This is a genomic window from Roseovarius albus (genome assembly GCF_900172335.1).
Lineage (GTDB): Bacteria > Pseudomonadota > Alphaproteobacteria > Rhodobacterales > Rhodobacteraceae > Roseovarius > Roseovarius albus.
Genome location: NZ_FWFX01000017.1, coordinates 1 through 22,782 on the forward strand (window position 1 = coordinate 1; position 22,782 = coordinate 22,782).

Here is a 22,782-nt window from a genome sequence, read left to right on the forward strand (position 1 = left end):
TTGATATCTTTGACGATCTTCTCGCCAGGGCTCTTCGTTGTCTTTCTCATCATCCACTCCTTGGTGGCTACGATGAGCAACAAACCCTCTCTTAGCAAATCGACCTATTTGGACCCATAAGCGCTGAAGTCAGACATCGCGGGCTTCAAGGTGGTCCTGCGAATTGCGGCCAAGATCAAGCTCACGGCTTCGATGCATTGATCAATCAGATGCATTGGAATTTGACCTCTGGTTTGCACGAAAACCACTGGGAGTTAGCCCGGTTCGCGCTTTGAATGCCCGCGTAAAGTTTGGCAAATGGGTGTAGCCGAGTGTTCGAGCAATCTGTGCCAGTGGTGTGTCCGTTTCCACTAGCAATCTTTCAGCCCAATATTGCCGTCGCTCGCCGACTATGCCGGAATAAGTGCGATTGTCTCGCTTTAAGCGTCGTTTCAGCGTGCTACTGCTGACACCCAATTCATGTGCAGTTTCTGCGATGCTAGTGCCTCCTGACCATAGCTGCCTATCAACAATATAGTCGATCTCACCAGATGTAATCGGACGACTTGGTTCGCGCCCGTGGTGCTTTGCTAGTAGCTGAATTGCAGAAGAAACCTGCCTATGCAGAAGGCTTTCATCCATCGCAATTTCAGTCGCTGGGTTGCCCCATTTGATGTCGATACCTGACCAGCCTGATGGTATCGATAGAGGCTTAGCGCTTGATGCGAGGCCTAGCCACGATGGTTGCCATGAATTTTCCGCGCACAACCGGATGATTTGTACCAGTATGGTCACTATATATTGCTCCGTCTGCCACCGTCCGATGCAGTCTGGGAACATTATCTCTCTGCGGAAAACTACGTGGTCTCCGTGTCGTATCAAGGAGTATTTGGCGCCGTTATTCTCGTAGGTCACATCTTCGATAAAGAACTGCAGAAGTTTACCGATGGTTGGCGCCATTCTTACACGCATTCCACCCAATTCTCCTACTGAATGCACTGGGTGTTCGGTTGCTACCAAGTATCCTAAATGCTCGTTTCCGAGTGACTGTGCAGCAAAGCCAGCGAACCGCCACGCAGATCGCTCACCGATCACGCCTTTCTTTTCGAGGACTGCATCAAGCGGCAGGCCCGCTCTTTCTGCGAGGTCTTCAATATTTCCGCCGAGCCGCGAAACGACGTCCATAAAAGGCCAGACCTGTGACGCTTTTATGAGAATTAATTCTTCATTGGATTGGCGTTGGTTCACTACGACACCTCACAAAATGACCCGCAATGATAAATTGCTTTCCCTTAAAGTAAAGGTAACTGCGTTACGTACAATTCGATTGAATTCTAAGGAAGACCGAAATGAGAATGTCCATTGCATACATAACTGTTATTGCATCCATTTATGGTGCAGCAACCATCGCTCAAGACTATGATGTCGTCATACTTAATGGTCGAGTAATGGATCCTGAAACGAATTTCGATCAGGTTGCAAACGTTGGAATCAACAATGGTTGGATCACAACCATTACATCTGACCCAATTGAGGGCTCTCAAACCATCGACGCCTCAGACCATGTTATTGCTCCAGGATTTATCGATCTTGAACAGCATGGCCTCGACCCGTGGGGCTTCAAGGTCAATCTTCGAGATGGTGTGACGACCCAGATGGACTTTGAAGTTGGTGCGGCGAACATTGACGAATGGTATGCCGCGCGAGAGGGCAGTACCCAAGCCAACTTCGGCACGGTTATCGGTCAAGAGTTCGCGCGCATGCGGGTGCATGATGGTCTCGCGCTTGAAGGTCCAAATATCTCGATGCCGTTTTTCTTCGATTATCGTGCCGAAGCGGCTGAAGACGGCGTTGACGGGTGGTCCATTACACCAAGCAATCGTGAGCAGATGAACGAGATTACTGCACAGTTGGACGAAGGTCTGCGCTTGGGGGCGCTCGGTGTCGGATCAACCATTGGTTATGCAAGAGAAGGTATAACGACGTATGAGATGTTCGAAGCACAGAAAGCGGCAGCGCGCTATGGGCGACTGACATCAGTACACCATCGGTTCCACCCTAGTGCCTCAACGCCAACGGAAACACAAACCGGCGTGAATGAAATTCTTGTAAATGCAATGGTGCTTAACGCGCCGCTACACGTACACCATGATAACGACTACGGGTGGTGGGAAAATCAAGAAAAACTGCAAATGGCCAGAGATCAAGGCTTCAATGTTTGGTCTAGCTACTATCCTTGGACAGCGGGCTCCGGAAACTATGGCGCCTCGATTGTTGCCCCGTCCAATTGGGAAGACAATATGGGATACAAGATTGACGAGACAATTTTTGATCCGCAGCTTGATCGCTTTGTGACGCGCGAAGAGTTTGACGAATTTGCTGCAAGCGAGCCGGGCAGAACACTCATTGCGTTTAGCCCACCGCGCGAAGAATGGTTGACGGACTGGATCCAGATTGCTGGGTACGGTGTTTCTGGGGATGGCATGCCTTCATTGAATCTCGATGGCGAAGCCCTAACATGGGACTCGCCTTATGAGGATTATGCCGGACACCCACGCTCTGCTGGCACACATGCAACGGTTCTACGCCTCTCTCGAGAAAACGACGTACCGCTCATGCTAACTCTCACGCAACTCAGCTACATTCATGCCAAGCGTCTTGGCGATACTGGACTGCGGGCAATGCAGGTACGCGGGCGCATGCAAGAAGGAATGGTGGCCGATATTACGATTTTTGACCCCGCGAATGTCACTGAACAGGCGAAGTACAGCCGCGGCAAGAACGGATTGCCTTCACTGGGTATTCCCTACGTATTGGTGAATGGGACGATAGTTGTCGAAAACAGCAAGGTTCTGAAGGATGTCTACCCCGGTCAAGCGATCCGTTTTCCTGTTGAAGAGGAAGGTCGCTTTGTTCCAGCTAGTCGTGAGCAGATTATGGGTATCCTGACGCCGGATACAGGTAGTACGCGGCCTTCGCTACTTCAGGATATTTCTGATGATGACGCCAAACTTGAGCCGGTTACGCCTTCAATAACACAGTTTGCCTCTGCTGAGCCGAACAATCCGTTTGACTGGTTCTCACCGCGTAAAGGGTTTGACGACAGTGCGCTTTTCTTTTGTCAGGTTCACGGGCGGTACGAAGACAACGAAACTGCAGCACGTGACTGGGCTCAGGTTCTGATCGCAAAGAACGGGGGAGATCCAAACAAGCGTTTTGATCCAATTTTCGCACGGCAAGAGTAAAGACTTCAAGCCAATGAAGGGAACATCACGTTACAACTTCCTTAGTTTGACACTGCTCATCGCTGTCTGCGCTGAGCCATCCTCTGCGCAGCAAAACGGAGGGCTTTCAGGACCGTCTTCCACAGCAGCCGACCTAGAGCCAGGCGATGGTTTAACGGATCCGCAATTCCGTTCTGATTTTCCACGCAACATCGCGCCTTCGTGGTTCGCGTGGAAGGATCGGCTGGCTGAACAGGGCTTCAGGTTCAATTTCGACTATCTTGCACTACATCAATCTTCAAACGCCGACGCAGGAACGAGCAACGCCTCCAGTGGCATTTTTCGGTTCTACGGAAACTGGCAAGCAACAGAGCAAGGATCTCTAACCTTCAAAATCGAGGACCGGCATGCGTTTTCTTCGGTTGCACCTCAATTCCTTGGTCTTGATAATGGCGCGTTGTCGATCACCGGAACAGCTTTCAATGACAGCGGCAGATTGCTGACCAATCTTTATTGGACTCAAAGGCATGTCGATGGCGATTGGACACTGCAGTTTGGACAGATCGATGTTACTGACTTTCTGGATGTCTATGGTGCGGTCAGTCCTTACACGGCCTTTCAAAACCTTGCGTTCAATACCAACCCGACGATTAATACGCCGAATCCGGGTCTTGGCTTGGCCGCTGGTGCAAAGGTGGGAAGCAATTTCTATGTTATCGGGAGTCTCGCAGACGCGAATGCCGATCCCAATAGTCCGGACCTTAATGTTTTCTCGGACGGTGATCTCTTCAAGAGCATAGAGATAGGCTATACGCCAGCGTTTGATCGCATCTATCTCGACAACATGCACTTGACATTCTGGCACGCCGATGCGGCGAGTGACGAGAACCGCGCGGAAGATTACGGCGTTGCATTCTCCACCGCTTGGCTTATCGACAACAGATGGCTTCCCTTCTTTCGCGCGGGCGCGTCGAAGGGAAAGGCCGCCTTATATGAGAGATCTGTTTCAGTCGGGTTGGGATACTATGGCCGAACAACGGATGGAGCAGGTATCGGTCTAAATTGGGCCGAGGCAGACGGTCTAGATGGCGATCAGTTCACTGTCGAAGCCTTTTATAGATTTACAGTTTCGCCGGGACTTCAGATTACGCCATCTCTGCAGTTCATTAATGATCCGCTTCTGAATCCAGATGAAAGTAATATCACAATTCTTGGACTCAGGACACGTTTCGTGTTCTGAGCAGCTAATCTGCGCATTCAGAGCCTACAACAGTTAACCCGTATAGCAAACTTAGGACTGGATAGTCATTACGCGGTGTCGCAGAACTAAGCATGGGTGGGGCGCAATCTGAATGTCGGTTCCCAAGTCTGAATCATAGTTTGTTCGCTACCGCAGCGAATGTCTGCTTTCCGCCGTTTGGGGAGGGGGAGGGTTCCAAACTTTTTAGCCGCTGGCGAGGACCGGAGGGGGAGCCTTTTCTTACGCAAAGCTAGAATTGAATAGAAAAAGCCATCGTTAGAAAGGGGGGATATGCCGAGTCTCTAAGATTTGGGAGGCTTTTTGTGGTTGGTTAAAGCCAGCACGACGTCTCGAGTAATTTGTGCCGCGAATGGCAGTGTTGCTACCAAGTAGAAATGTCACTGGTTTTGCAAAGCAGGAATGTCACTAAGAGCGCCGACGGTAGCAAGGCTTGTAAGCCCGCAGACCTCACACATCGAAGGGCTGAAAAGCTTTGCGGGTAATGGCAGCTTTGACGCAATTTGTATTATGTTGTGCGAAACGTGAACGACCGCTTTTGATTCTTTGGTGGGTGGGAAATGATTGAATTTAGATGCTTTCGTTTTGAACAGGTCAGGTGTGTAATCGATTTTCAGGGCAATCTTTCGCAAAATCTCGATGAAGTTCTTTAGAAATGCATGTCGGTTATGTCATCTTCTACATCACTAGGGCGTGTATAGTCGGCGTCTTTGCGAAGTTGCGCAGGAGTCATTCCAAACTGTTTTTTTACGCTCCTTGAAAAGTGTGGAAGACTCTTGAAACCACATTCGAATGCGATATCGGCTTGAGACATATTCGTGTGTACAAGAAGCTCCCGGGCGCGTCGAAGGCGAATTTTCCATAGATATCGCGCAGGAGTGGTACCCACATTTTTCTTGAACAGCGTGATTAAATATTGGGGCGTTACTCTGGCGTGCTCTGCAACAGTCTTCATATCTAAGCGGTCATCAGAGATATTCTCTTCGAGAATGCGTCGTGCTCGCACGATGACTTCTGGCAACTGACGGGATCGCTGGTTATTCTGTGAGCTATGTAGAAATCCCCGGACAACAGCTAAACCAAGTGAGTTGCGCATGGCGTTTAGAGAAGGAGACGATCCGTGGCCCAACTCTATACCAACCTCAAACAGTTTTTTGAGCACATCAGATGTTGGTATTGGCGTGTATGTGCGATTGAGTGTGGAGAACTCTTCTTCGGAAAATACTGGCAAGAAACCTTCGCACCATCTTGCCGTCGTTGAGCAGTCTTTTTGATAATCAAATTCGAACCGTGATGCCGTAGCTGCGATTCCGATATGACCCGCGGTAACCGTAATCGATGCCTCCGGTGTTTTAAGTGTACATGCCCCTTTGCTCACTTCGAGCAGCGACAGATAAGGTCGCATAATAGGACCAAATAGGCCGCCATTCGAATAGGTCATACCACCGAAAGAATAGCCGCGGACATATGTGACGAGTTGATCCATAGGGGGCTGCTCTTACCTTTGATATTTTTATCGCCAAACCGGTTTGGTCAGAACGCGTCACTGCCGAATCGGAAGTGCTTCGTTCTGGATGAAGGGGTTTTGATGAGAAAATAATCAGCACAAATATTAGTTACAGTCAATAAATTGCTCAATATGAGCATTATTAGTTTGATTTAAATCAATAACAGTAAGGGAAGTGTGCAATCCAGCCATTCTAACAGCCAGGAGACATTCCACATGTTTCAATCCGTCAACCACTCGAAATTCGCAGGTGACCTACCACGCAATTGTACTTTTGCGGAAAGCGATTGGCGTATTCTAGCGTCGATGTGGCACCCTGTAGCCTTTGCGCATGAGATTGAAGACAAACCGGTCAAGGCAAGATTGCTGGATGTAGATCTTGTTGTATATCGGACATCTCAGGGGGTTTCAGTCGCTCGAGATATTTGCCCGCACCGAGGAACACGGTTGAGCGGCGGATGGGTTAAGGATGATGCATTGGTTTGCCCAATGCATGGGCTTAACTTTGATCATGCTGGCGCTTGCACAAAAATCCCGTGCATCGGAGATCCAAACGTCAAAATCCCGCCGAAACTTCGCCTGATGTCCATCATGTCAGAAGAACGGTATGGAATAATCTTTGCGTGTCTCTCGGGCGAGCCATCTCATCCGTTGCCGATCTGGGAAGGGGTTAGTGACGATACGTTGGAAAAGATTTTCATTCCCAGTGGCACTTGGAATGCTGCGGCCAGCCGGCATGTAGAAAACTTTAACGATGTGGCACATTTCCCTTGGGTTCACAAAGAAACATTTGGGGGTTACGAAGCCGACCCGATCCCACCCTACAAAGTCAACAAGACAGACTATGGTCTGTCATTTGATCTGCCTTATCTAGAGCAGGGAAATCGTTTCCCCGATGGGATAGAAGCTGATGACCGCCAAGTGACGTATCACTATGAGCTGACACTGCCATTTTCCACGCTGCTGGTCATCGGCCCGGATGACAGTGATTATCGTCAATATTTTGCTGATACTGTTTGTCCGGTATCCGCCCATGAAACGCGCATCTTTCAGGTTGTCACAGATACGACAGGTAAACCGGATCACGACTTTCTGGTCAAAGAAAGCTTGCAGATCAATGATGAGGACAAGCCGATGGTTGAGGGGCAGCACCCTGAAGACCTGCCGCTAGATCTGACAGAGGAAATTCACATCCCGGCTGATCGCATGTCAGTCGAATACAGACGTGCTTTGGCTAAGCTTGGACTTGGTGCACCGATCGCCAGCTGATCCGAGGCAGGGGGAAAAGAATGATGCAACCGCTGTTAAACGACGTGATTATTGCCGCCAGAAGCGAGCAAACAGAGAATATTGTTAGTTTCGAATTACAACGTGAAGACGGGTCGGCTCTACCAGCGTTTTCTGCTGGATCGCATATTGATGTTGTGTTGCCGGGGGAGGTGATCCGACAGTATTCGCTTTGGAATGATCCGTCGGAGACTCATCGATATTGTCTGGGGGTTCTCAATGAACCTAATGGTCGAGGTGGTTCCACTGCAATGCACGGGATGAAACAGGGTGCTAAACTTCAAATCAGCGCCCCACGCAACAACTTTGAATTAGACCCAGTTGCCCGAAGATCTATGCTTTTCGCAGGGGGCATTGGGATCACGCCTATATTGAGTATGGCGCAGGCTTTACATGATCAGGGTGCGGAGTTTGAATTGCACTACTGCGCTCGTGCGCCAGAGCGTATGGCGTTTCGCGATGTGCTTGAGGCAGCCCCCTTCTCGGACCGGGTTCAGTTTCATTTCGACAATGGACCGAAGGCCCAGAAACTTGACCTGGATATACTGACTAAAGCGCCTGATGCAGGAACACATCTTTATGTATGTGGACCGACTGGCTTCATGGATGCTGTCTTGGGTAGCGCCAAGGAAGCATGGTTGGCTGCCAGTTTGCACCGAGAGTATTTTTCCGCGGACGCAGTGGAGTCTGATGGAGAAGACAGGGCGTTTAAGATTCAACTTAATTCGACAGGCGATGTGCTGGACGTCCCGGCTGACAAGTCAATTGTTGAAGTGCTTGCAGAGGTCGGGATCGAAATTCCGGTCTCATGCGAGCAGGGGATTTGCGGCACTTGCTTAACGCCAGTGCTGCAAGGCACGCCGGATCACAAGGATCTCGTGCTGACGGAGGAAGAACACGAAGACAATGATCAAATGACGCTGTGCTGTTCGCGCGCGCTAACCGATCTGTTGGTGCTCGATCTCTGATAACATAAGGGAGGACTAAATGAAGAAAAGAACGTTTCTAAATTTGGCAGGAACCGCAGCGATTGCCGCGACTTCTTTGTTAAGCACAACATCAATTGCCCTAGCGGATGATCCGACGGATTTGAATGTCGCGATTGTCCTGTCTGCAGGGCTTGAATCCGCATGGGATGGCTCGTTGATCGAAGCATTTGAGCGGGCAAAAGCAGCGAAGCCACACGGGTTGGCAATCGATTGGCAGTATACGGATCCACTATGGGGTGACGATGCTGGTGATGCGATGCGGCTATTCGCGGAATCTGGTGAATTTGATATTATCTGGGCGCACTCAACGTATTCAGATCAGGTCAAGAATCTCAAAGATGAATTTCCTAACATTTTGTTCGTTGTTGTAGGGTCAGGCAATGAAGGTTTAGGCGGAAACCAATACTGGGTTTACAAGCGCGTTCATGAAGCCGCCTATGTTCTGGGCGTGATGGCTGGCAAATTAACCAAGACAAACACGCTCGGCGTTGTCGGGACGTTCCCAGCCGACGATGTAAACGATGAAATCAACGCGTTTTTCAGTGGTGCGCGATCTGTGAATGGCGACATCAAACAAAAGGTTGCATTCATCGAGAGTTGGTATGATCCCGGCAAGGCAGCCGAGATGACATCCGCGCAAATCTCCACTGGTGCAGACATAATTTTCTCACTCGCGGGCAACTTCCAGCCATGTGAAGAAAATAATTTGCTTTGCTTTGGTAACTTCTCCGATCAGCACTCCTTCTCACCTGAAACGGTTCTGTCAACCGCGGTTGCCAATTGGGATCCTGACGTAAATTGGATCATCGACGAATGGTGGAGCTTCAAAACTGATGGTGCTGCCTTGGATGGCAATACCGATATTAACTGGAATGGCTTGGCTGTTGGTGGATCAATGGTGGCTCCATATCATGGCCTTGCAGATCGCGTTCCGGAAGATGTCAAAGCTCTCGTAGATGAGACTGTTGCGAACATCACGTCTGGTGCATTTGAGGTTCCTTTGGACGTTTCCGAACCCAAGTCAGACTAGGTTCGCGTAGCCAAAAAGCTCGTGCCAATGCCCAGTTTTGGGGCGAGCTTACTTAACCTTCAACCGCCTGGAGCCAGCTATGTCTGATATCCTGAAAGCCGTAAATTTGACAAAGCGATTCCCCGGTGTGATCGCAAACGAGAACGTAAATTTTGATCTGCGTGCTGGTGAAGTACATTGCTTGTTTGGCGAAAATGGCGCGGGAAAATCGACTTTGTCGTCCTGCTTGTTTGGGTTTTACCAACCCGAAGGCGGACACATAGAGATTGGTGGAGAAATAGCAAATTTCAAATCCCCTCGTGATGCAATTCATATGGGGGTTGGCATGGTACATCAGCACTTTGTGTTGGTGGCTGAGTTTTCAGTCCTTGAGAATATTGTTGTAGGCACCCATGAAAGTGGCTGGCAGCTAAAACTGACAGACGCCCGTAAACGCGTCGAAGGGTTGTGTGCAGAATACAGCATTGATTTGGACTTGGATGCGCGGGTTGGCGATCTTGCTGTTGGTCAACAGCAATGGGTCGAAATTCTAAAGGCGCTTTTTCTGGATGCTAAAGTGCTGATCTTAGATGAACCTTCTGCCGTACTTACGCCTGAAGAATCACTGCGGTTATTTCGAATTATTGATCATATGAAAGAGCTTGGCCTGTCGATCCTGCTGATCAGCCATAAGATGGTTGAGGTGATGCAAGCGGATCGCGTGACGGTTTTACGAAAGGGCAAGGTTGTGGATACTGTATGCCCTGCCAATGTCACGCCAAATGAGCTCACCCGTATGATGGTGGGTCGCGATGTAGAACTGCGCATGGTGCGGGATCGTACTGAAGATGCCGAGCGCAAATTTGAAACCGTTTTGAATGTAGAAAAAGTTAGCTATCGCGATGGACGAGGCAAATTGGCATTGGATAATGTCAGCCTGCACATCGGGAAAGGCGAGATCCTTGGACTGGCGGGTGTTTCCGGGAATGGTCAGAAAGAGCTTTTTGAGATCCTGTCAGGCGTTCTAGTGCCAGAAAACGGATGTCTGTCGCTGGACGGTGAGCGGATCGAAGGCCTGCCATCACGCCAATATATGGATCGCGGTGTTGGATTGGTACCTGATGATCGATTCCGAGAAGGGTTGATCCCTGAGTTCAATATCCGCGAAAACATGATTCTCGGATGGCAGCGCCATGACGACTACACCAATGGCATGTTTTTGGATCACAAACAGATTGGCTCGATTGCCGATGGCTTGATTGATGAATTCCAAATCGCAACCCCATCCGGAGCAACGCCGGTCAATCATCTGTCTGGCGGAAATGCACAGAAGGTCATTTTGGCGCGAGAATTCGTTCATTCCAGCAAGTTGCTTTTGGCAAATCAGCCGACGCGTGGTCTGGATCTGGGTGTCATTGAATATGTCTACAAACAGATCATCGCCAAACGTGAGGAAGGTTACGCCATTCTTCTGGCGTCAGAAGAACTTGAAGACCTGTTGAATCTGTCTGATCGGATTGCCGTCATGTCCGGCGGGAAGATCACCGGCATTGTTGATCCTCTGACCACCACAGTCGAGGAAATTGGCCTGTTGATGGCTGGTGGAAAAGAGGAGCAGGCGGCATGACCATTAGCAGTGTTGAGACACAAATCGCATCCAAATCGAGACTTAAGATTGAACGCCGGGTGAATCCAAAGACATCATGGACAGTCTTTATGTACTTGCTTGCCGTTGTGATCGGATTTGCACTGACTGCCTTACTGATTATGACAAGCGGTGCAGATGTTTTCAAAGCGTTCGCTGCTTTATTCAAAGGTGCGTTTGGCAGTCAAAAGTCCGTTTTTGCCACGCTTGCGAAATCAACTCCTTTGATCCTAACCGGGCTTGCAACTGTGGTGGCTTTTCGGGCTCAGGTCTGGAGTATTGGACAAGAAGGTCAGGTTTATTCTGGCGCAATGGGGGCATATTTCGGCTGCCTGATTTTTGCAGGGCTGCCTGTTTGGATGTATCTGTCGCTTATCATTCTGTCTGGCATGATCGGAGGCGCTATACTTGGCGGTATTGCCGCAATTTTGAAAGACCGGTTTGACGTGAGTGAAATCATTTCGACCGTGATGATGAACTATCTCATCGTATTTTTGTTGTCTTATCTGATCGGCGGAGGGCCCTGGACCGAGGTGTCTTCTACCGTGGTTTATCAACAAACAGGACCAGTACCTGAGGCCTCACAACTGCCTCACCTTCTTGGTAGCAGCAAACTGCATTTGGGTTTTGTGTTCGCTCTCGTGTCAGCACTTGTATGCTACGTCCTGCTAGAGAAAACCCCGCTAGGCTATGAAATCCGCGCTATGGGCTTCAATCCAATTGCCTTAGCCTACCGCGGCACCAACATTGGTCGGACAACTGTATTGGTCATGGTGATCAGCGGTGCGGTTGCAGGACTGGCCGGGGTGGCCGAGATCTTTGGCACATCACACAGATTGCGCGCTGATACGCTTTATAACCTTGGGTACACCGGGATCATCATAGGCATGATCGGAGGGTTGCGACCATTGGGTACGGTGATTGCAGGCATCGCGTTTGGCGGGCTCGCAAGTGGTGCTCTTTACATGAAATTGCTGGCGCAGGTGCCGGCCGCCTTGGTGCCGGCAATGCAAGGAATCATGTTGCTGACATTTCTCTGTGCTGCCGTTGCGGCACGATATAAGATAGTAAGGATCCAATCAGATGGGTGATTTGTTTCAAGAAGCCATTTTGGTTAGCATTCTGGCCGGAACCGTCCGGATTATGACCCCCATCCTTTTCGCAGCCATTGGTGAGTTGGTCACACAGCGTGCAGGCATTTGGAACATGGGGGTCGAAGGCACCATGCTGATGGGGGCCTTTATCGCTTATGTCGTTGCGACTGCGACAGGGTCGATCTGGATTGCGGTTTTGGCGGCAATGCTCGCTGGTGGAGTGGTTGGCCTGTTGACGGCATTCATGACCGCAACGATGCGGGTGGACCATTTCATTACCGGGCTCGGTATCAATCTGTTGATTTCTGGCCTCACGCTCTATTGGTTTCGAATTTATATCAAAGGTCGTGCGCAGCCGACATTTGAAGGTTTCGAAAACGTTCCAATACCGGTGCTGTCATCCATTCCTTATCTGGGAGAAATCCTGTTCACTCAGCGGATCCTTACCTATGTCGCATTTCTATCCGTACCTGCGATCTGGTTCCTGCTTTATCGCACTCGCTGGGGTTTGGAACTACGTTGCCTTGGTGAGAACCCCAAAGCGCTAGATATCAAAGGATTAAGCGTTGTTAGACGTCAATATACCGCCGTTTTGATTGGCAGTATCATGACCGGGCTTGGCGGCGGTTTTCTGATGTTAGGGTTTTCTGATCGTTTTCTCGCGGACATCACGGCAGGCCGTGGCTGGCTGGCGATTGTGGCAATCATAGCAGGTCGTTGGATGCCACGGGGTGTTCTGGCGGCGGTCGCGGTTTTTGCCCTGCTCGAAAGTGTAGCGACCCATGTTCAGGTTCTTGGTGTCGACATTCCGCACCAGATATTCCTCGCCCTACCATACGTCGCCTCAATTGTGCTGTTGATGATGTTGCGAAGCAAATCAGGCGAGCCACGAAGACTTGGCATACCCTATTTCCGATAAATTCCGTAAGGAGATTCAAACATGTTGGATTTAAACTGCAAAGATTCAGTTATCCTGAACCAGTGGCATCCTCTCAGTTCGCTGGAAGAAATCAACAAGGGCGTTGTTCATAAAACCCGGTTGCTTGATGCTTCGATTTCTTACGGAATTGATGATGAGGGTACACTTTCGACCTGGCTAAGCAATGATCATTTGAAGGCAGGACAGCCCTATAATGCTGCCGCCATAACTGATCCGCTGCCGGTAAAACATGCGCACGGCTATCTTTGGACTTGCCTTGGTGAACCACCAGAGACGCTGTTTTCGTTTAGCGAGTTCTATGAAAGTGATCGTCGAAATGTGCCTACTGGTGTATTTGGTGTTCATGTTTCTGCTGGCCGGGCGGTCGAGAACTTCCTCGACATGGGGCATTTTCCCTTTGTTCACACGGGCATTCTGGGTGAAGAGCCGCATACAGAAGTCAAAGAGTATGACGTCGAGGTTTCAGAAACCCGCGACGAAGTTGTGGCCACACAGTGCCAGTTTTATCAACCGCAGGCGGCACTTGCATCTAAAGAGGGTGCGATGGTGGACTATATCTACCGCGTTCCCCATGTGAATTGTGCGTTGCTCTATAAATCCAGTCCAACAGATGAAAGCCGCAACGATGTAATCTATTTGTTCCTGCAGCCTATGGGCCAAGAACAGATACGGGCACATACCGGTATGTGCGTGGTTGATGATATGAACTCACATGAAGACATCCGCTATTTTCAACAAACAATCTTTGGTCAGGACAAGCCGATATTGGAAAACCAATACCCGAAACGTCTTCCGTTAGATCCACGTGCCGAAACCCCAATTCGAGCAGATAAAACGGCGATCGCATTTCGCCGCTGGCTTAGCCGAAAGGGGCTGACATACGGTGTCATCCCAGTGGAAGCCTGAACAGTAAGGATAAGAAGATGAATGAGAATCTACAACATTGGTATCCTGTTGCTTCGAGCAATGATCTTCCCTTGCGCCACGTGTATCAGGGACAGCTTTGGGGGCGGGAATTGGCCGTTTGGCGTGCTGACGATGGGTTTGTCAATGTGTGGGAAAACCGCTGTCTGCATCGCGGTGTGCGCTTGTCCATTGGATTGAACGAAGGGCGTGAGTTGCGCTGTTTGTATCATGGCTGGCGCTATGCCAACCGTACTGCTGGTTGTACATATATTCCGGCCCACCCCGCCGATGCCCCCGCACGTACGATTTGCAACAATACCTATCACGCGATTGAAGCACATGGGTTGGTATGGTCGTCGGTTGAGCCGATGGGAGACTTCGCAGTACCGGAGGCCTTAGAAGGGCAAGAAACCCTGGCTTTGCGCCCCATTCCCGTCAAAGCCGCGCCGGAACTTGCTTTGAAACATGCCGCGACTTATCGCTTTTCCGCCGATGGTTCTGCCGCGAATGATACCAGCGTTGAAGCTAAGGAAGGTGGCTACGTCTTGCTGAGCGCTGACGGTGCGCAGATGATGTTGTTTGTCCAGCCAATCGACGCGGATCGTTCGGTACTGCGTGGGGTTTTGATTAACCCCACTGAGGATCACTTGGCGCTCTTGCGCTATCACAACAGTGGTCTGTCGGCTTTGCGTGATGTGATTGAGTCTGATGCGGCCAAACTACCGACGCCCGCAGCCATCGAGGTTTCATTTTCCAAAGTGGATGCTGATCTTGCCGCCATGCCCGAACGCGCCAAATCCGGACCCAAGGCCGAGCTGCGGGTGACAGTTGCACAAAAATGGTTGGCATCGGATGGGGTTATGGGCTTCCGGTTGGAAAGCCTAAATGAACAGTTGCCTACAGTGCAACCCGGGGCCCATATCGACGTCCATATGCCCAATGGCATGTCCCGACAGTATTCACTGACCAACGGTCCGGGTGAGCAAGATCACTATACTATAGGTGTGAAACTCGAGCCTAAGTCGCGTGGTGGATCCGAATGTATGCACAATGCAGTACAAACAGGTGACGTATTGGCCATCTCGGCCCCACGAGCGAATTTCCCGTTGCGTCGGGATGCAACACAGACGGTCTTGGTGGCTGGTGGCATCGGAATCACACCGATGTTGGCCATGGCGCAAACTTTGAAGGCACAGAACCTGCCGTTCCAGCTTCATTACTTTGCACAATCGGAAGCACATCTGTCCTTCCGCCCAATTCTGGATGACCTCGGGGAAAATCTGATTACTCATCTGGGGTTATCTCCAGATGAAACCGGCGTGGCCCTGCGCAATGCATTGGCATCTTACGATTATGCCCATCACCTCTACATCTGTGGGCCAGGCCCGATGTTGGAAGCCACACGAAAAATTGCAGGCGACCAAGGTTGGCCCGAAGAAGCGGTGCATTTCGAATACTTCAAAAACGTAAACACGATTGATGACAGTTCCAGTTTTGAGGTTGCGCTGGCCCGCTCTGCGCTGACGCTACACGTGCCAGCTGGAAAATCCATACTGGATGTCTTGCAAGAAAATGGCATCGAAACCCCCAGTTCGTGCGAGCAAGGTGCTTGCGGGACATGTCTGGCAACCGTTATCGAAGGTGAGCCCGATCATCAGGATGTCTATTTGTCCGATAGTGAGAAAGCATCTAACTCCAAAATCCTGACATGCGTATCACGGTCAAAATCCAAACGCCTTGTTTTAGACATATGAGAGGCTCGACATGAAACTTTATGATTATGAACTATCCGGCAACTGCTACAAAATCAGATTGTTTTTAAGCATTCTGAACAAATCTTTTGAGACGCAAACGGTCGATTTTTACCCTGGTCAGGAACATAAGTCGCCACCTATGCTGGCATTGAATCCGTTGGGGCAGTTGCCGATTATAGAGGATGAAGGAAAAGTCCTGCGCGACGCCCAGGCAATTCTCACCTATTTGGCTGCTAAATATGACGAAACCGGCGAATGGTACCCGTTGCAAGACCCGGATCGCTTGGGCGAGGTTGCGCAATGGTTGGCTTTTGCGGATGGGATCACAGGCACAGCGTCGGCGGCGCGTTTGCATGATGGTTTGTTTTATGACCTTGATGTGGAAGCAGCCCGCGCTGGCGCGCACAGGTTGTTCCGTATTTTGGATGAACATCTATGGTTTGCTGAACAGGCTGGACAAAGCTGGATTTGTTCTGGAAATCATCCAACAATCGCAGATATCGCCTGTTTTCCTTACGTTATCTTATCTGAAGAAGGTGGTATTTCACGTCAGGATTACCCCGCAATTCGTCGCTGGTGTGACCGGGTCAAAAGGATCAAAGGGTTCATTGGTATGTCTGGCGTTTTCCCAACTTCCGCTGCGGCTTAAGAGTCTCCTCCCGCTGATCGGTATGATTGGCGGAACCTGCACCCGGTGAGTTTCCCTTTGATTCACCGGGTGCCCCTTACAAATTAAGATAACATAAGGACGAATATCATGATGCGCACCAAAGCTGCAGTTGCTGTTGAAGCTGGTAAACCGCTGGAAGTCATGGAAGTGAACCTTGAAGGCCCTATGGCGGGTGAAGTTCTGGTTGAAATCAAGGCGACCGGGCTTTGCCATACAGACGAATTCACTCGGTCAGGCGACGATCCTGAGGGGATATTTCCGGTGATCCTGGGCCATGAGGGCGCAGGTGTGGTGGTCGAGTTGGGTGAAGGGGTGACCAGCCTGGAGGTGGGCGACCATGTGATCCCGCTTTACACCCCGGAATGCCGGGAATGCGAATATTGTTTGAACCCGAAAACCAACTTGTGCCAATCGATCCGCTCGACGCAGGGGCAGGGGCTGCTACCCGATGGGTCCACTCGCTTTTCGATGCTCGACGGTACGCCGATCCATCACTACATGGGCTGTTCGACTTTTGCCAACCACACGGTTGTGCCCGAGATCGCCTTGGCCAAGGTTCGCAAGGACGCTCCATTCGATAAGATTTGCTACATAGGCTGCGGTGTCACCACTGGAATCGGTGCCGTAATAAACACTGCCAAGGTTGAAATCGGTAGCCGGGGTGTCGTGTTCGGTCTGGGTGGAATCGGCCTGAACGTGATCCAAGGCCTGCGCATGGCGGGTGCTGATCAGATCGTTGGTGTCGACCTCAACGACAGCAAGATCGAAATGGCAACGAAGTTCGGCATGACCGATTTCGTCAACCCATCCAAAGTCGAAGGCGATCTGGTGGCACATCTGGTCGAATTGACCAATGGCGGTGCAGATTACACCTTTGACGCCACGGGCAATGTCGGCGTCATGCGTACCGCTTTGGAAGCCGCACACAAAGGCTGGGGGGAATCGATCATCATTGGCGTTGCACCGGCAGGGGCCGAGATCTCGACCCGTCCGTTCCAGTTGGTTACCGGCCGCAGCTGGCGCGGCACCGCCTTTGGCGGCGCATCGGGCCGGACGGACGTCCCCAAAATCGTTGACTGGTACATGGACGGCAAGATTGAGATTGACCCAATGATCACCCATAAACTGACCCTAGATGACATTAACCATGGTTTTGATCTGATGCACGAAGGGAAATCAATCCGAGCAGTCGTGGAGTTCTGATCCATGGCGCTGAGCGAAAGCGCGGTGTGTTTCGTAAGAAATCGTAGTCTATAGGTAAGCTTCGGCGGCCTGTAGCTGTGACATGACCTTTGGCATCTACGTGCTGCCACAGGTCCGAACCAAGTAGATACCAGTTCATTTATTTCTCGCTGTCCTTACGCTCCATAGTCTGAGCAGCCTCGGAGGCTACATGGTAATGCTGCCGGACCGGCGCCCAAAAGGTTTGAGGGAGTTTTTGACGGGGCTTCGGTCGAACAAGTCTTAGCTGAATTGTAATAGTGGTACTCGCAAGCTGAGCCTAAAGCGAAAAAATACACTTAGACGACCGCTTCGTGCTCCTTGCGGCCGCTGGGGCCGACGTCGCCTCTCAGCCGGTGTATGAATACGTTCCATAAGGATGGCCCATAAGAGACATTCGCAACCCAACCGTGATGCTGCGATCGCATCCCACATTCCGGCCGTTCGCTGCACACGAAAAATCGAGAACGTCGCGAACTGGTAGTGTGCGGACTTTTCTACCGTTCGATTTTCAAGGTATGATAATGTCACTGAATACCAACGCAACAGAAAATAGGCTATTGGATTACGCGTGAGCATTGGACTGCACTACTTGGCTATTTGTTCGGCTTTGGCAGTCACCCTGCCAGTCAAACCAGTGCATGCGGCATGTCTTGACGATGGCATTTCAGCCTTTGCAGATTCACCTCAAATCGTTCAACTTTGCAGGTCAGATCAATGTGAAACAGCCCGATTAACAAGGCGTTGTGGCAACGTGCATTACTCATCGGAGGACTACACAACAAATTCAGATCAATGGTTGTTTCGGGTCAGGTTTCATGAAGATGGTGACGAAGATGACGAGCATAGCGTTTTCCTGAATGGTTCTGAGTTCCTAACGACTGCAGCCCAATTGGTTACGTGCTTCCCTATAAGCAACGCCAACAGTTGTGAGTTCATCAATGGCATTTTGGGCGGTACCCACCAGTAGTAGGAGTGGGCTCATAGTGTGAGTTAGCTGCAATGAGCACAAAGGTCTGCTTGCCCAAGGGCACAGGCATAGTATCGGCAAGAAGTTGTAACCAAATTTGTTCATACACTTGACGACCGAAAAGCGATGAATTAGGTGGTAATTCTGTTGAGCGGGCGTTGTGTAGTGGTAAGACCTTAGCCTTCCAAGCAAAGTACCTAAGTTTCCTGTAGTTTCCTATTCATTCTTACTCATTCTTTTTGTTGACTTTTATTGTTCCTGCTGATGCATTGCGTGTCACTGGTTTTCAATTCGTTACCTACAAAAAGCCGACAAAATGCCTAAGCTCACAGAAACCCTCGCAAAGCGCCTGCCATTCTCTAAAGGGGGAACAGATAAACACTGGGATAACGAGATTAAAGGCCTTGTGCTCTTCGTCGGCAAACGCTCCAAGACGTGGTACTTCCAGAAAGATGTTGGCGGGAAAACACAACGCATCTTGATTGGACGGTATCCTGTGATTGCCGCGCAGGCCGCGCGTCAGACTGCGTTGGAGCTCGCGTTGGAAATGGGGCGCGGTGCAGGAAAGGTGGCCCAGATTGGTGCACCTAGACTTGAAGCCGCGCTAGAGTCCTATCTCAGACGACCCAAACTACGCTCAGAGGATCACAAGCACGGAATACGACAGCAGTTCGAGCTGCACCTCAAAGATTGGATGCGACTGCCGCTAGATGAGATCTCAAAGCAGATGGTGGTGGATCGCCATCGCGCGATGGCGGATCGCCCCTCTGGTGCTAATCATCTGCTGAAGTACTTTCGAACTGTCTGGAACCATGCGCGCCGAACTCATGATCTTCCTGAGTCTCCTACAATGGCAATCGAGTGGTATGACGAACAACCAGATGGCAGGGTGATCGAGGATCTCAAAGCCTGGCGGCAGACCGTTGAGGCCTTGCAAAATCCAATCCATACGGTGTTCTACGAGCTGCTGTTGTTCACAGGTTTGCGCAAGTCGGAGGCACTTACGCTGAAGTGGGAGCAAGTTCTGGAAGACCGCATTCATTTGCCGATGACCAAAAATGGCAGGAGCTTTGATTTGCCGATCTTACAGGTTCATCATGAGATCTTGGCTCCTATGCGTTCATTAAGTGCGACTTGGGTCTTTCCGTCACCAAAATCCGTGACAGGTCATGTGACGGGCCCCGCTAAATTTGGATGGAGCCCACATGCGCATAGACGTACCTTTGCAACCGTTGCAATGGAGGCGGGCGTTTTGGAAGAAGTCGTAGGAAGGCTTCTCAATCATACGCCACTCTCCATAACAGGTCAGCGGTATGCGCTGCCTTCTATTGATGCACTCAGGCCAGCCATGGAAACCGTGTGCAGTGAGTTACTTATAAGAAGCGAAGATAGGGCAGCATATGAGTAAGAAAAAGAACGTTTTTACCTATCAAGGTCTCGACCATGATAGCGATGAATTTGATGAGTTGTTTCATAAGATAATTCCTTTGATGGAACGGTATTTCACCCCTGAAGCCATTCCTACACCCAGACAAAATGCAGCCGAGCTCATAAATAGATACGATGAGGTCATGCTCGATTTTTGGTCGAGGGATCAGGCTTCAAAAGCCTTGACTGATTTGCAGCGATCTATTTCGAGTCTGGCAGACGCATATGCACGGGTACCCACGCTGGTCATTGATAGATTGGAAATTGATGTCCGACATTGCGATTATCTGCAGAAGGAAGGGTTTTTGAAGCAAACAAAATTGGACATAATCTTTAATCACATGCTGCCCGAGCCGGGCGCGTCATTATCTTATGATGCTCTCAAAGTACTGGCTACGCATTTCACTGAGTTTATCCCCGCAATCGAAATGACCCGCCGGGAATTGCCGGAAGGTATTCCAACGCGAAATCGCTCGAAGTTTAACGAGTGGGCGTTAATTGACGCGACTGTTCATATCGTCCGCAAAAACAAACTCATGAACGTTCCTGCTGAGTTAGACAATTCTGGCGAACTTGGCAGATTATTGCGTGATGTTTTTGCGGCATTTGGCATTGAAAAAAACAGCTTTAAAACCGTCTATCGCAGTTGGCGAGAATACATGGATGGCAAATACCAAAATTACGATTTGATGACCATTTAGTAGTTCTGCGCTCCATGCCACTTCTATCCAATCAAGTGTATATGGAGGAAACTCATGGAAGCAGTATATTTCTCAACCGCTGAAGCCGCTGAATATCTAGGCCTTAGCGAAAGCTATTTAGCAAAGCTTCGGATGGGAACTTTAGCCGAACCAGGGCCGAGGTACCTGCGCGTTGGGCAAAGAGCAATTCGATATCGACGCACAGATTTGGACAGCTGGATGGATTCCAAGTCGAGCGACGGAAACTTCCAAAATGTTGGGAGCTGCTGATGTGGGGGGCGAATGATTTCACATTGTACTCTCACCCCTATTGCAGGTGTTGCGGCAGTTCCGAAGTAATGACGCTCGATAAGGCCATTGAGGATTGTGATGAATGGGAGCGCCAATCAAAACTGGTGTTAGCGCGGCTTTGGAGGGCCATTCACTGCCTGGATGAATTAGAGAGGAATGAATTCGTTAGTGATGCTCTGGAGCACGTTTCGATAGAGGACAGCTACGAGCTTGAATGCGGTCTAGATTCCTACTTGTTGAGTTCAGCAGACCACCTTCCTCACAGGTATTGGCATTCAGAAGATTTTGAATGTGATGATCTCAATGAAATCGAAGAAAGCATCTTGGATGATTTATTGACCGAGCGAAAACACGCGTTTCTTCGAATATGGAAGAATTTTGATGAGAAAACCAAAACGTCATTTCTGAAACATGTTTCTGCTTCAGGAAACACATTAGCTGGGAAAGCATAATCATGTCTCCAATTCAGCAAAGTTCTCCTCATGGCCCAATTGCAGTTCCAGGAACTGGGTGGGTTACCGCAACACAATTTGTGCCAATTGACCCGAGAGATATTCCGCCGCGTCAGTGGTTGTACGGGCGGCATCTGATCCGAAAGAATGTATCGGTGACTGTTGCTCCTGGAGGCGTTGGCAAATCAAGTTTGACCATCATACAGGCGTTGGAACTCGTGACTGGCCGGGAGATCCTAGGGCAATGGAATGCAGGGCCATTGAAGGTCTGGTTGTTTAATCTGGAAGATGAGCGCAGTGAATTAGATCGACGTATCGCTGCTTCAATGAAACATCACGGTATTGAGGCTTCCGACATTGGGGATCGATTATTCGTCGATACTGGGCGGGAGCAGCAGTTAATGCTTGGGCATCAGGTGCGTGATGAGGTGCAACTTGATAGAGCGCTAATTGAGCGTCTGAAATCTCAGCTAAAGGAACACCGGATTGACGTTTTAATTGTCGATCCATTTGTATCCTCGCATCGTGTGAATGAGATGGATAACGGCAAGATCGATTGCATTGCGAAAGAATGGGTGCGTCTTGCTGAGGAGTGCGGGTGTGCTGTTGAGCTGGTTCACCACACAAGAAAGCTGAACGGGACCGAAGCGACATCAGATGCGAGTCGGGGGGCAAGTAGCCTGATCAGTGCCGCGCGATCGTCTAGGGTTCTGCAGCGGCTTGCAGACGATGAGTTGAGTGAAGCGGGTGTGGCTGGCGATGGCTGCACTTACTTTTCTGTGAAGCGGGACAAAGCGAACTTAGCTGCTTCGGGCGAAAAAGAGACTTTCCGGACTGTATCCGTAGATCTTGAGCAAGGTGATCAAGTCGGTGTCGTCGAGCTATGGAAGAAGCCAGGCTTGTTTGAAGGCCTATCAGTGCGGGATTTGCTCAAAGTGCAGAACGCAATTGATGGCCATGAATACCGATACTCTGCCCAAACTGGAAACGATTGGGTCGGCAACATAGTCGCGCATGCTTTGTCGCTGAGCCTTCCCAAGGATAAACGGCGCATCAAAAAGATAATTGATGTCTGGATACGATCCGGGGCCCTAAAGAAGACGATGAAGAAGCTCGACAACGGAAAAACAAGCCCGGTTCTACAAGTGGGCGAATGGGCCAGCGAGACCTGAGTTAGTCAGATGGGCTCCATCCACCACCCCCTCTATATAAATATAGAGGGGGTGGTGGATGGATATGCCCTGTGCAAGTAGGACGTGCCGGTGAGGGGATTAAAAATGGTTACCTAGGGCGGGAAACGGTCTTTCGCTGTTTTCGCAAAAATGTACTTATCTTGCCCGTAAGCGGCTATTCATACAACTCTCATCGCTGATCATGGCGCCTACGAAAGTTCATAGATTGCGTTGTCTTGGAAGGCGCTGGTCAACAATTTTTGGAATTCGTTTGTTGTTTTGACG

At 50.1% G+C, this 22,782-nt stretch carries 19 protein-coding genes; 17 read left to right on the forward strand and 2 right to left on the reverse strand.

All coding sequences use genetic code 11. The features are described from left to right. Nucleotides 1–201: 201 nt before the first annotated feature. Complete coding sequence (locus ROA7450_RS18780; RefSeq protein ID WP_085807502.1) at nt 202–1,227, reverse strand: helix-turn-helix domain-containing protein; 1,026 nt, start codon at nt 1,225–1,227, stop codon at nt 202–204. A gap of 107 nt (nt 1,228–1,334) precedes the next feature. On the opposite strand from ROA7450_RS18780, the gene ROA7450_RS18785 reads away from it, so the two are divergent. Together ROA7450_RS18785 and ROA7450_RS18790 are read left to right on the forward strand one after the other, a co-directional pair. After that, nucleotides 1,335–3,224, forward strand: coding sequence for an amidohydrolase family protein (locus ROA7450_RS18785; protein WP_085807503.1), 1,890 nt, complete (start codon nt 1,335–1,337; stop codon nt 3,222–3,224). Further along, on the forward strand, nt 3,196–4,443 hold the full coding sequence (locus ROA7450_RS18790) for a carbohydrate porin (RefSeq protein WP_234999595.1): 1,248 nt from the start codon (nt 3,196–3,198) through the stop codon (nt 4,441–4,443). The genes ROA7450_RS18785 and ROA7450_RS18790 overlap by 29 nt, the downstream gene beginning before the upstream one ends. 667 nt (nt 4,444–5,110) lie before the next feature. Here ROA7450_RS18790 and ROA7450_RS18795 read toward each other — a convergent pair. Continuing rightward, on the reverse strand, nt 5,111–5,947 hold the full coding sequence (locus ROA7450_RS18795; protein WP_085807505.1) for a helix-turn-helix domain-containing protein: 837 nt from the start codon (nt 5,945–5,947) through the stop codon (nt 5,111–5,113). A gap of 237 nt (nt 5,948–6,184) precedes the next feature. Between ROA7450_RS18795 and ROA7450_RS18800 the strand changes: the two genes are divergently transcribed. The 15 genes from ROA7450_RS18800 (at nt 6,185) to ROA7450_RS18870 (ending at nt 22,497) form a co-directional block, all read left to right on the forward strand. After that, nucleotides 6,185–7,237: an aromatic ring-hydroxylating oxygenase subunit alpha gene (locus ROA7450_RS18800; protein WP_085807506.1), complete on the forward strand. Its 1,053-nt coding sequence runs from the start codon at nt 6,185–6,187 to the stop codon at nt 7,235–7,237. A gap of 20 nt (nt 7,238–7,257) precedes the next feature. After that, nucleotides 7,258–8,223, forward strand: coding sequence for a PDR/VanB family oxidoreductase (locus tag ROA7450_RS18805; protein ID WP_234999596.1), 966 nt, complete (start codon nt 7,258–7,260; stop codon nt 8,221–8,223). Between the two features lie 19 nt (nt 8,224–8,242). After that, nucleotides 8,243–9,274, forward strand: coding sequence for a BMP family lipoprotein (locus tag ROA7450_RS18810; RefSeq protein WP_085807508.1), 1,032 nt, complete (start codon nt 8,243–8,245; stop codon nt 9,272–9,274). 79 nt (nt 9,275–9,353) lie between these two features. Continuing rightward, on the forward strand, nt 9,354–10,880 hold the full coding sequence (locus ROA7450_RS18815) for an ABC transporter ATP-binding protein (RefSeq protein ID WP_085807509.1): 1,527 nt from the start codon (nt 9,354–9,356) through the stop codon (nt 10,878–10,880). Next, nucleotides 10,877–11,989, forward strand: a complete 1,113-nt coding sequence (locus tag ROA7450_RS18820) for an ABC transporter permease (protein WP_234999597.1) — start codon at nt 10,877–10,879, stop codon at nt 11,987–11,989. Before ROA7450_RS18815 ends, ROA7450_RS18820 begins: the two co-directional genes overlap by 4 nt. Then, nucleotides 11,982–12,911 (forward strand): ABC transporter permease, encoded by a 930-nt coding sequence (locus tag ROA7450_RS18825; RefSeq protein ID WP_085807510.1) that lies wholly within the window; start codon nt 11,982–11,984, stop codon nt 12,909–12,911. The genes ROA7450_RS18820 and ROA7450_RS18825 overlap by 8 nt, the downstream gene beginning before the upstream one ends. A 21-nt stretch (nt 12,912–12,932) precedes the next feature. Beyond that, nucleotides 12,933–13,838, forward strand: a complete 906-nt coding sequence (locus ROA7450_RS18830) for an aromatic ring-hydroxylating oxygenase subunit alpha (RefSeq protein WP_085807511.1) — start codon at nt 12,933–12,935, stop codon at nt 13,836–13,838. Nucleotides 13,839–13,855: 17 nt separating this feature from the next. Beyond that, entirely contained in the window at nt 13,856–15,592 is a 1,737-nt protein-coding gene (locus ROA7450_RS18835) for a Rieske 2Fe-2S domain-containing protein (protein ID WP_085807512.1), read from the forward strand. A gap of 10 nt (nt 15,593–15,602) precedes the next feature. Continuing rightward, a complete protein-coding gene (locus ROA7450_RS18840) occupies nt 15,603–16,241 on the forward strand; it encodes a glutathione S-transferase family protein (RefSeq protein ID WP_085807513.1) in 639 nt (212 codons plus the stop codon). Nucleotides 16,242–16,352: 111 nt separating this feature from the next. Then, on the forward strand, nt 16,353–17,465 hold the full coding sequence (locus tag ROA7450_RS18845; RefSeq protein WP_085807569.1) for an S-(hydroxymethyl)glutathione dehydrogenase/class III alcohol dehydrogenase: 1,113 nt from the start codon (nt 16,353–16,355) through the stop codon (nt 17,463–17,465). Between the two features lie 1,304 nt (nt 17,466–18,769). Beyond that, nucleotides 18,770–19,861, forward strand: a complete 1,092-nt coding sequence (locus tag ROA7450_RS18850) for a tyrosine-type recombinase/integrase (RefSeq protein ID WP_085807514.1) — start codon at nt 18,770–18,772, stop codon at nt 19,859–19,861. Continuing rightward, on the forward strand, nt 19,854–20,582 hold the full coding sequence (locus ROA7450_RS18855; RefSeq protein WP_085807515.1) for a hypothetical protein: 729 nt from the start codon (nt 19,854–19,856) through the stop codon (nt 20,580–20,582). Before ROA7450_RS18850 ends, ROA7450_RS18855 begins: the two co-directional genes overlap by 8 nt. A 54-nt stretch (nt 20,583–20,636) precedes the next feature. After that, nucleotides 20,637–20,852 (forward strand): helix-turn-helix transcriptional regulator, encoded by a 216-nt coding sequence (locus tag ROA7450_RS21550; protein WP_085807516.1) that lies wholly within the window; start codon nt 20,637–20,639, stop codon nt 20,850–20,852. A 68-nt stretch (nt 20,853–20,920) separates the two neighbouring features. Continuing rightward, on the forward strand, nt 20,921–21,325 hold the full coding sequence (locus tag ROA7450_RS18865) for a hypothetical protein (protein WP_143534535.1): 405 nt from the start codon (nt 20,921–20,923) through the stop codon (nt 21,323–21,325). A 2-nt stretch (nt 21,326–21,327) separates the two neighbouring features. Further along, complete coding sequence (locus ROA7450_RS18870; RefSeq protein ID WP_085807518.1) at nt 21,328–22,497, forward strand: AAA family ATPase; 1,170 nt, start codon at nt 21,328–21,330, stop codon at nt 22,495–22,497. The last annotated feature ends 285 nt before the right edge of the window (nt 22,498–22,782 follow it).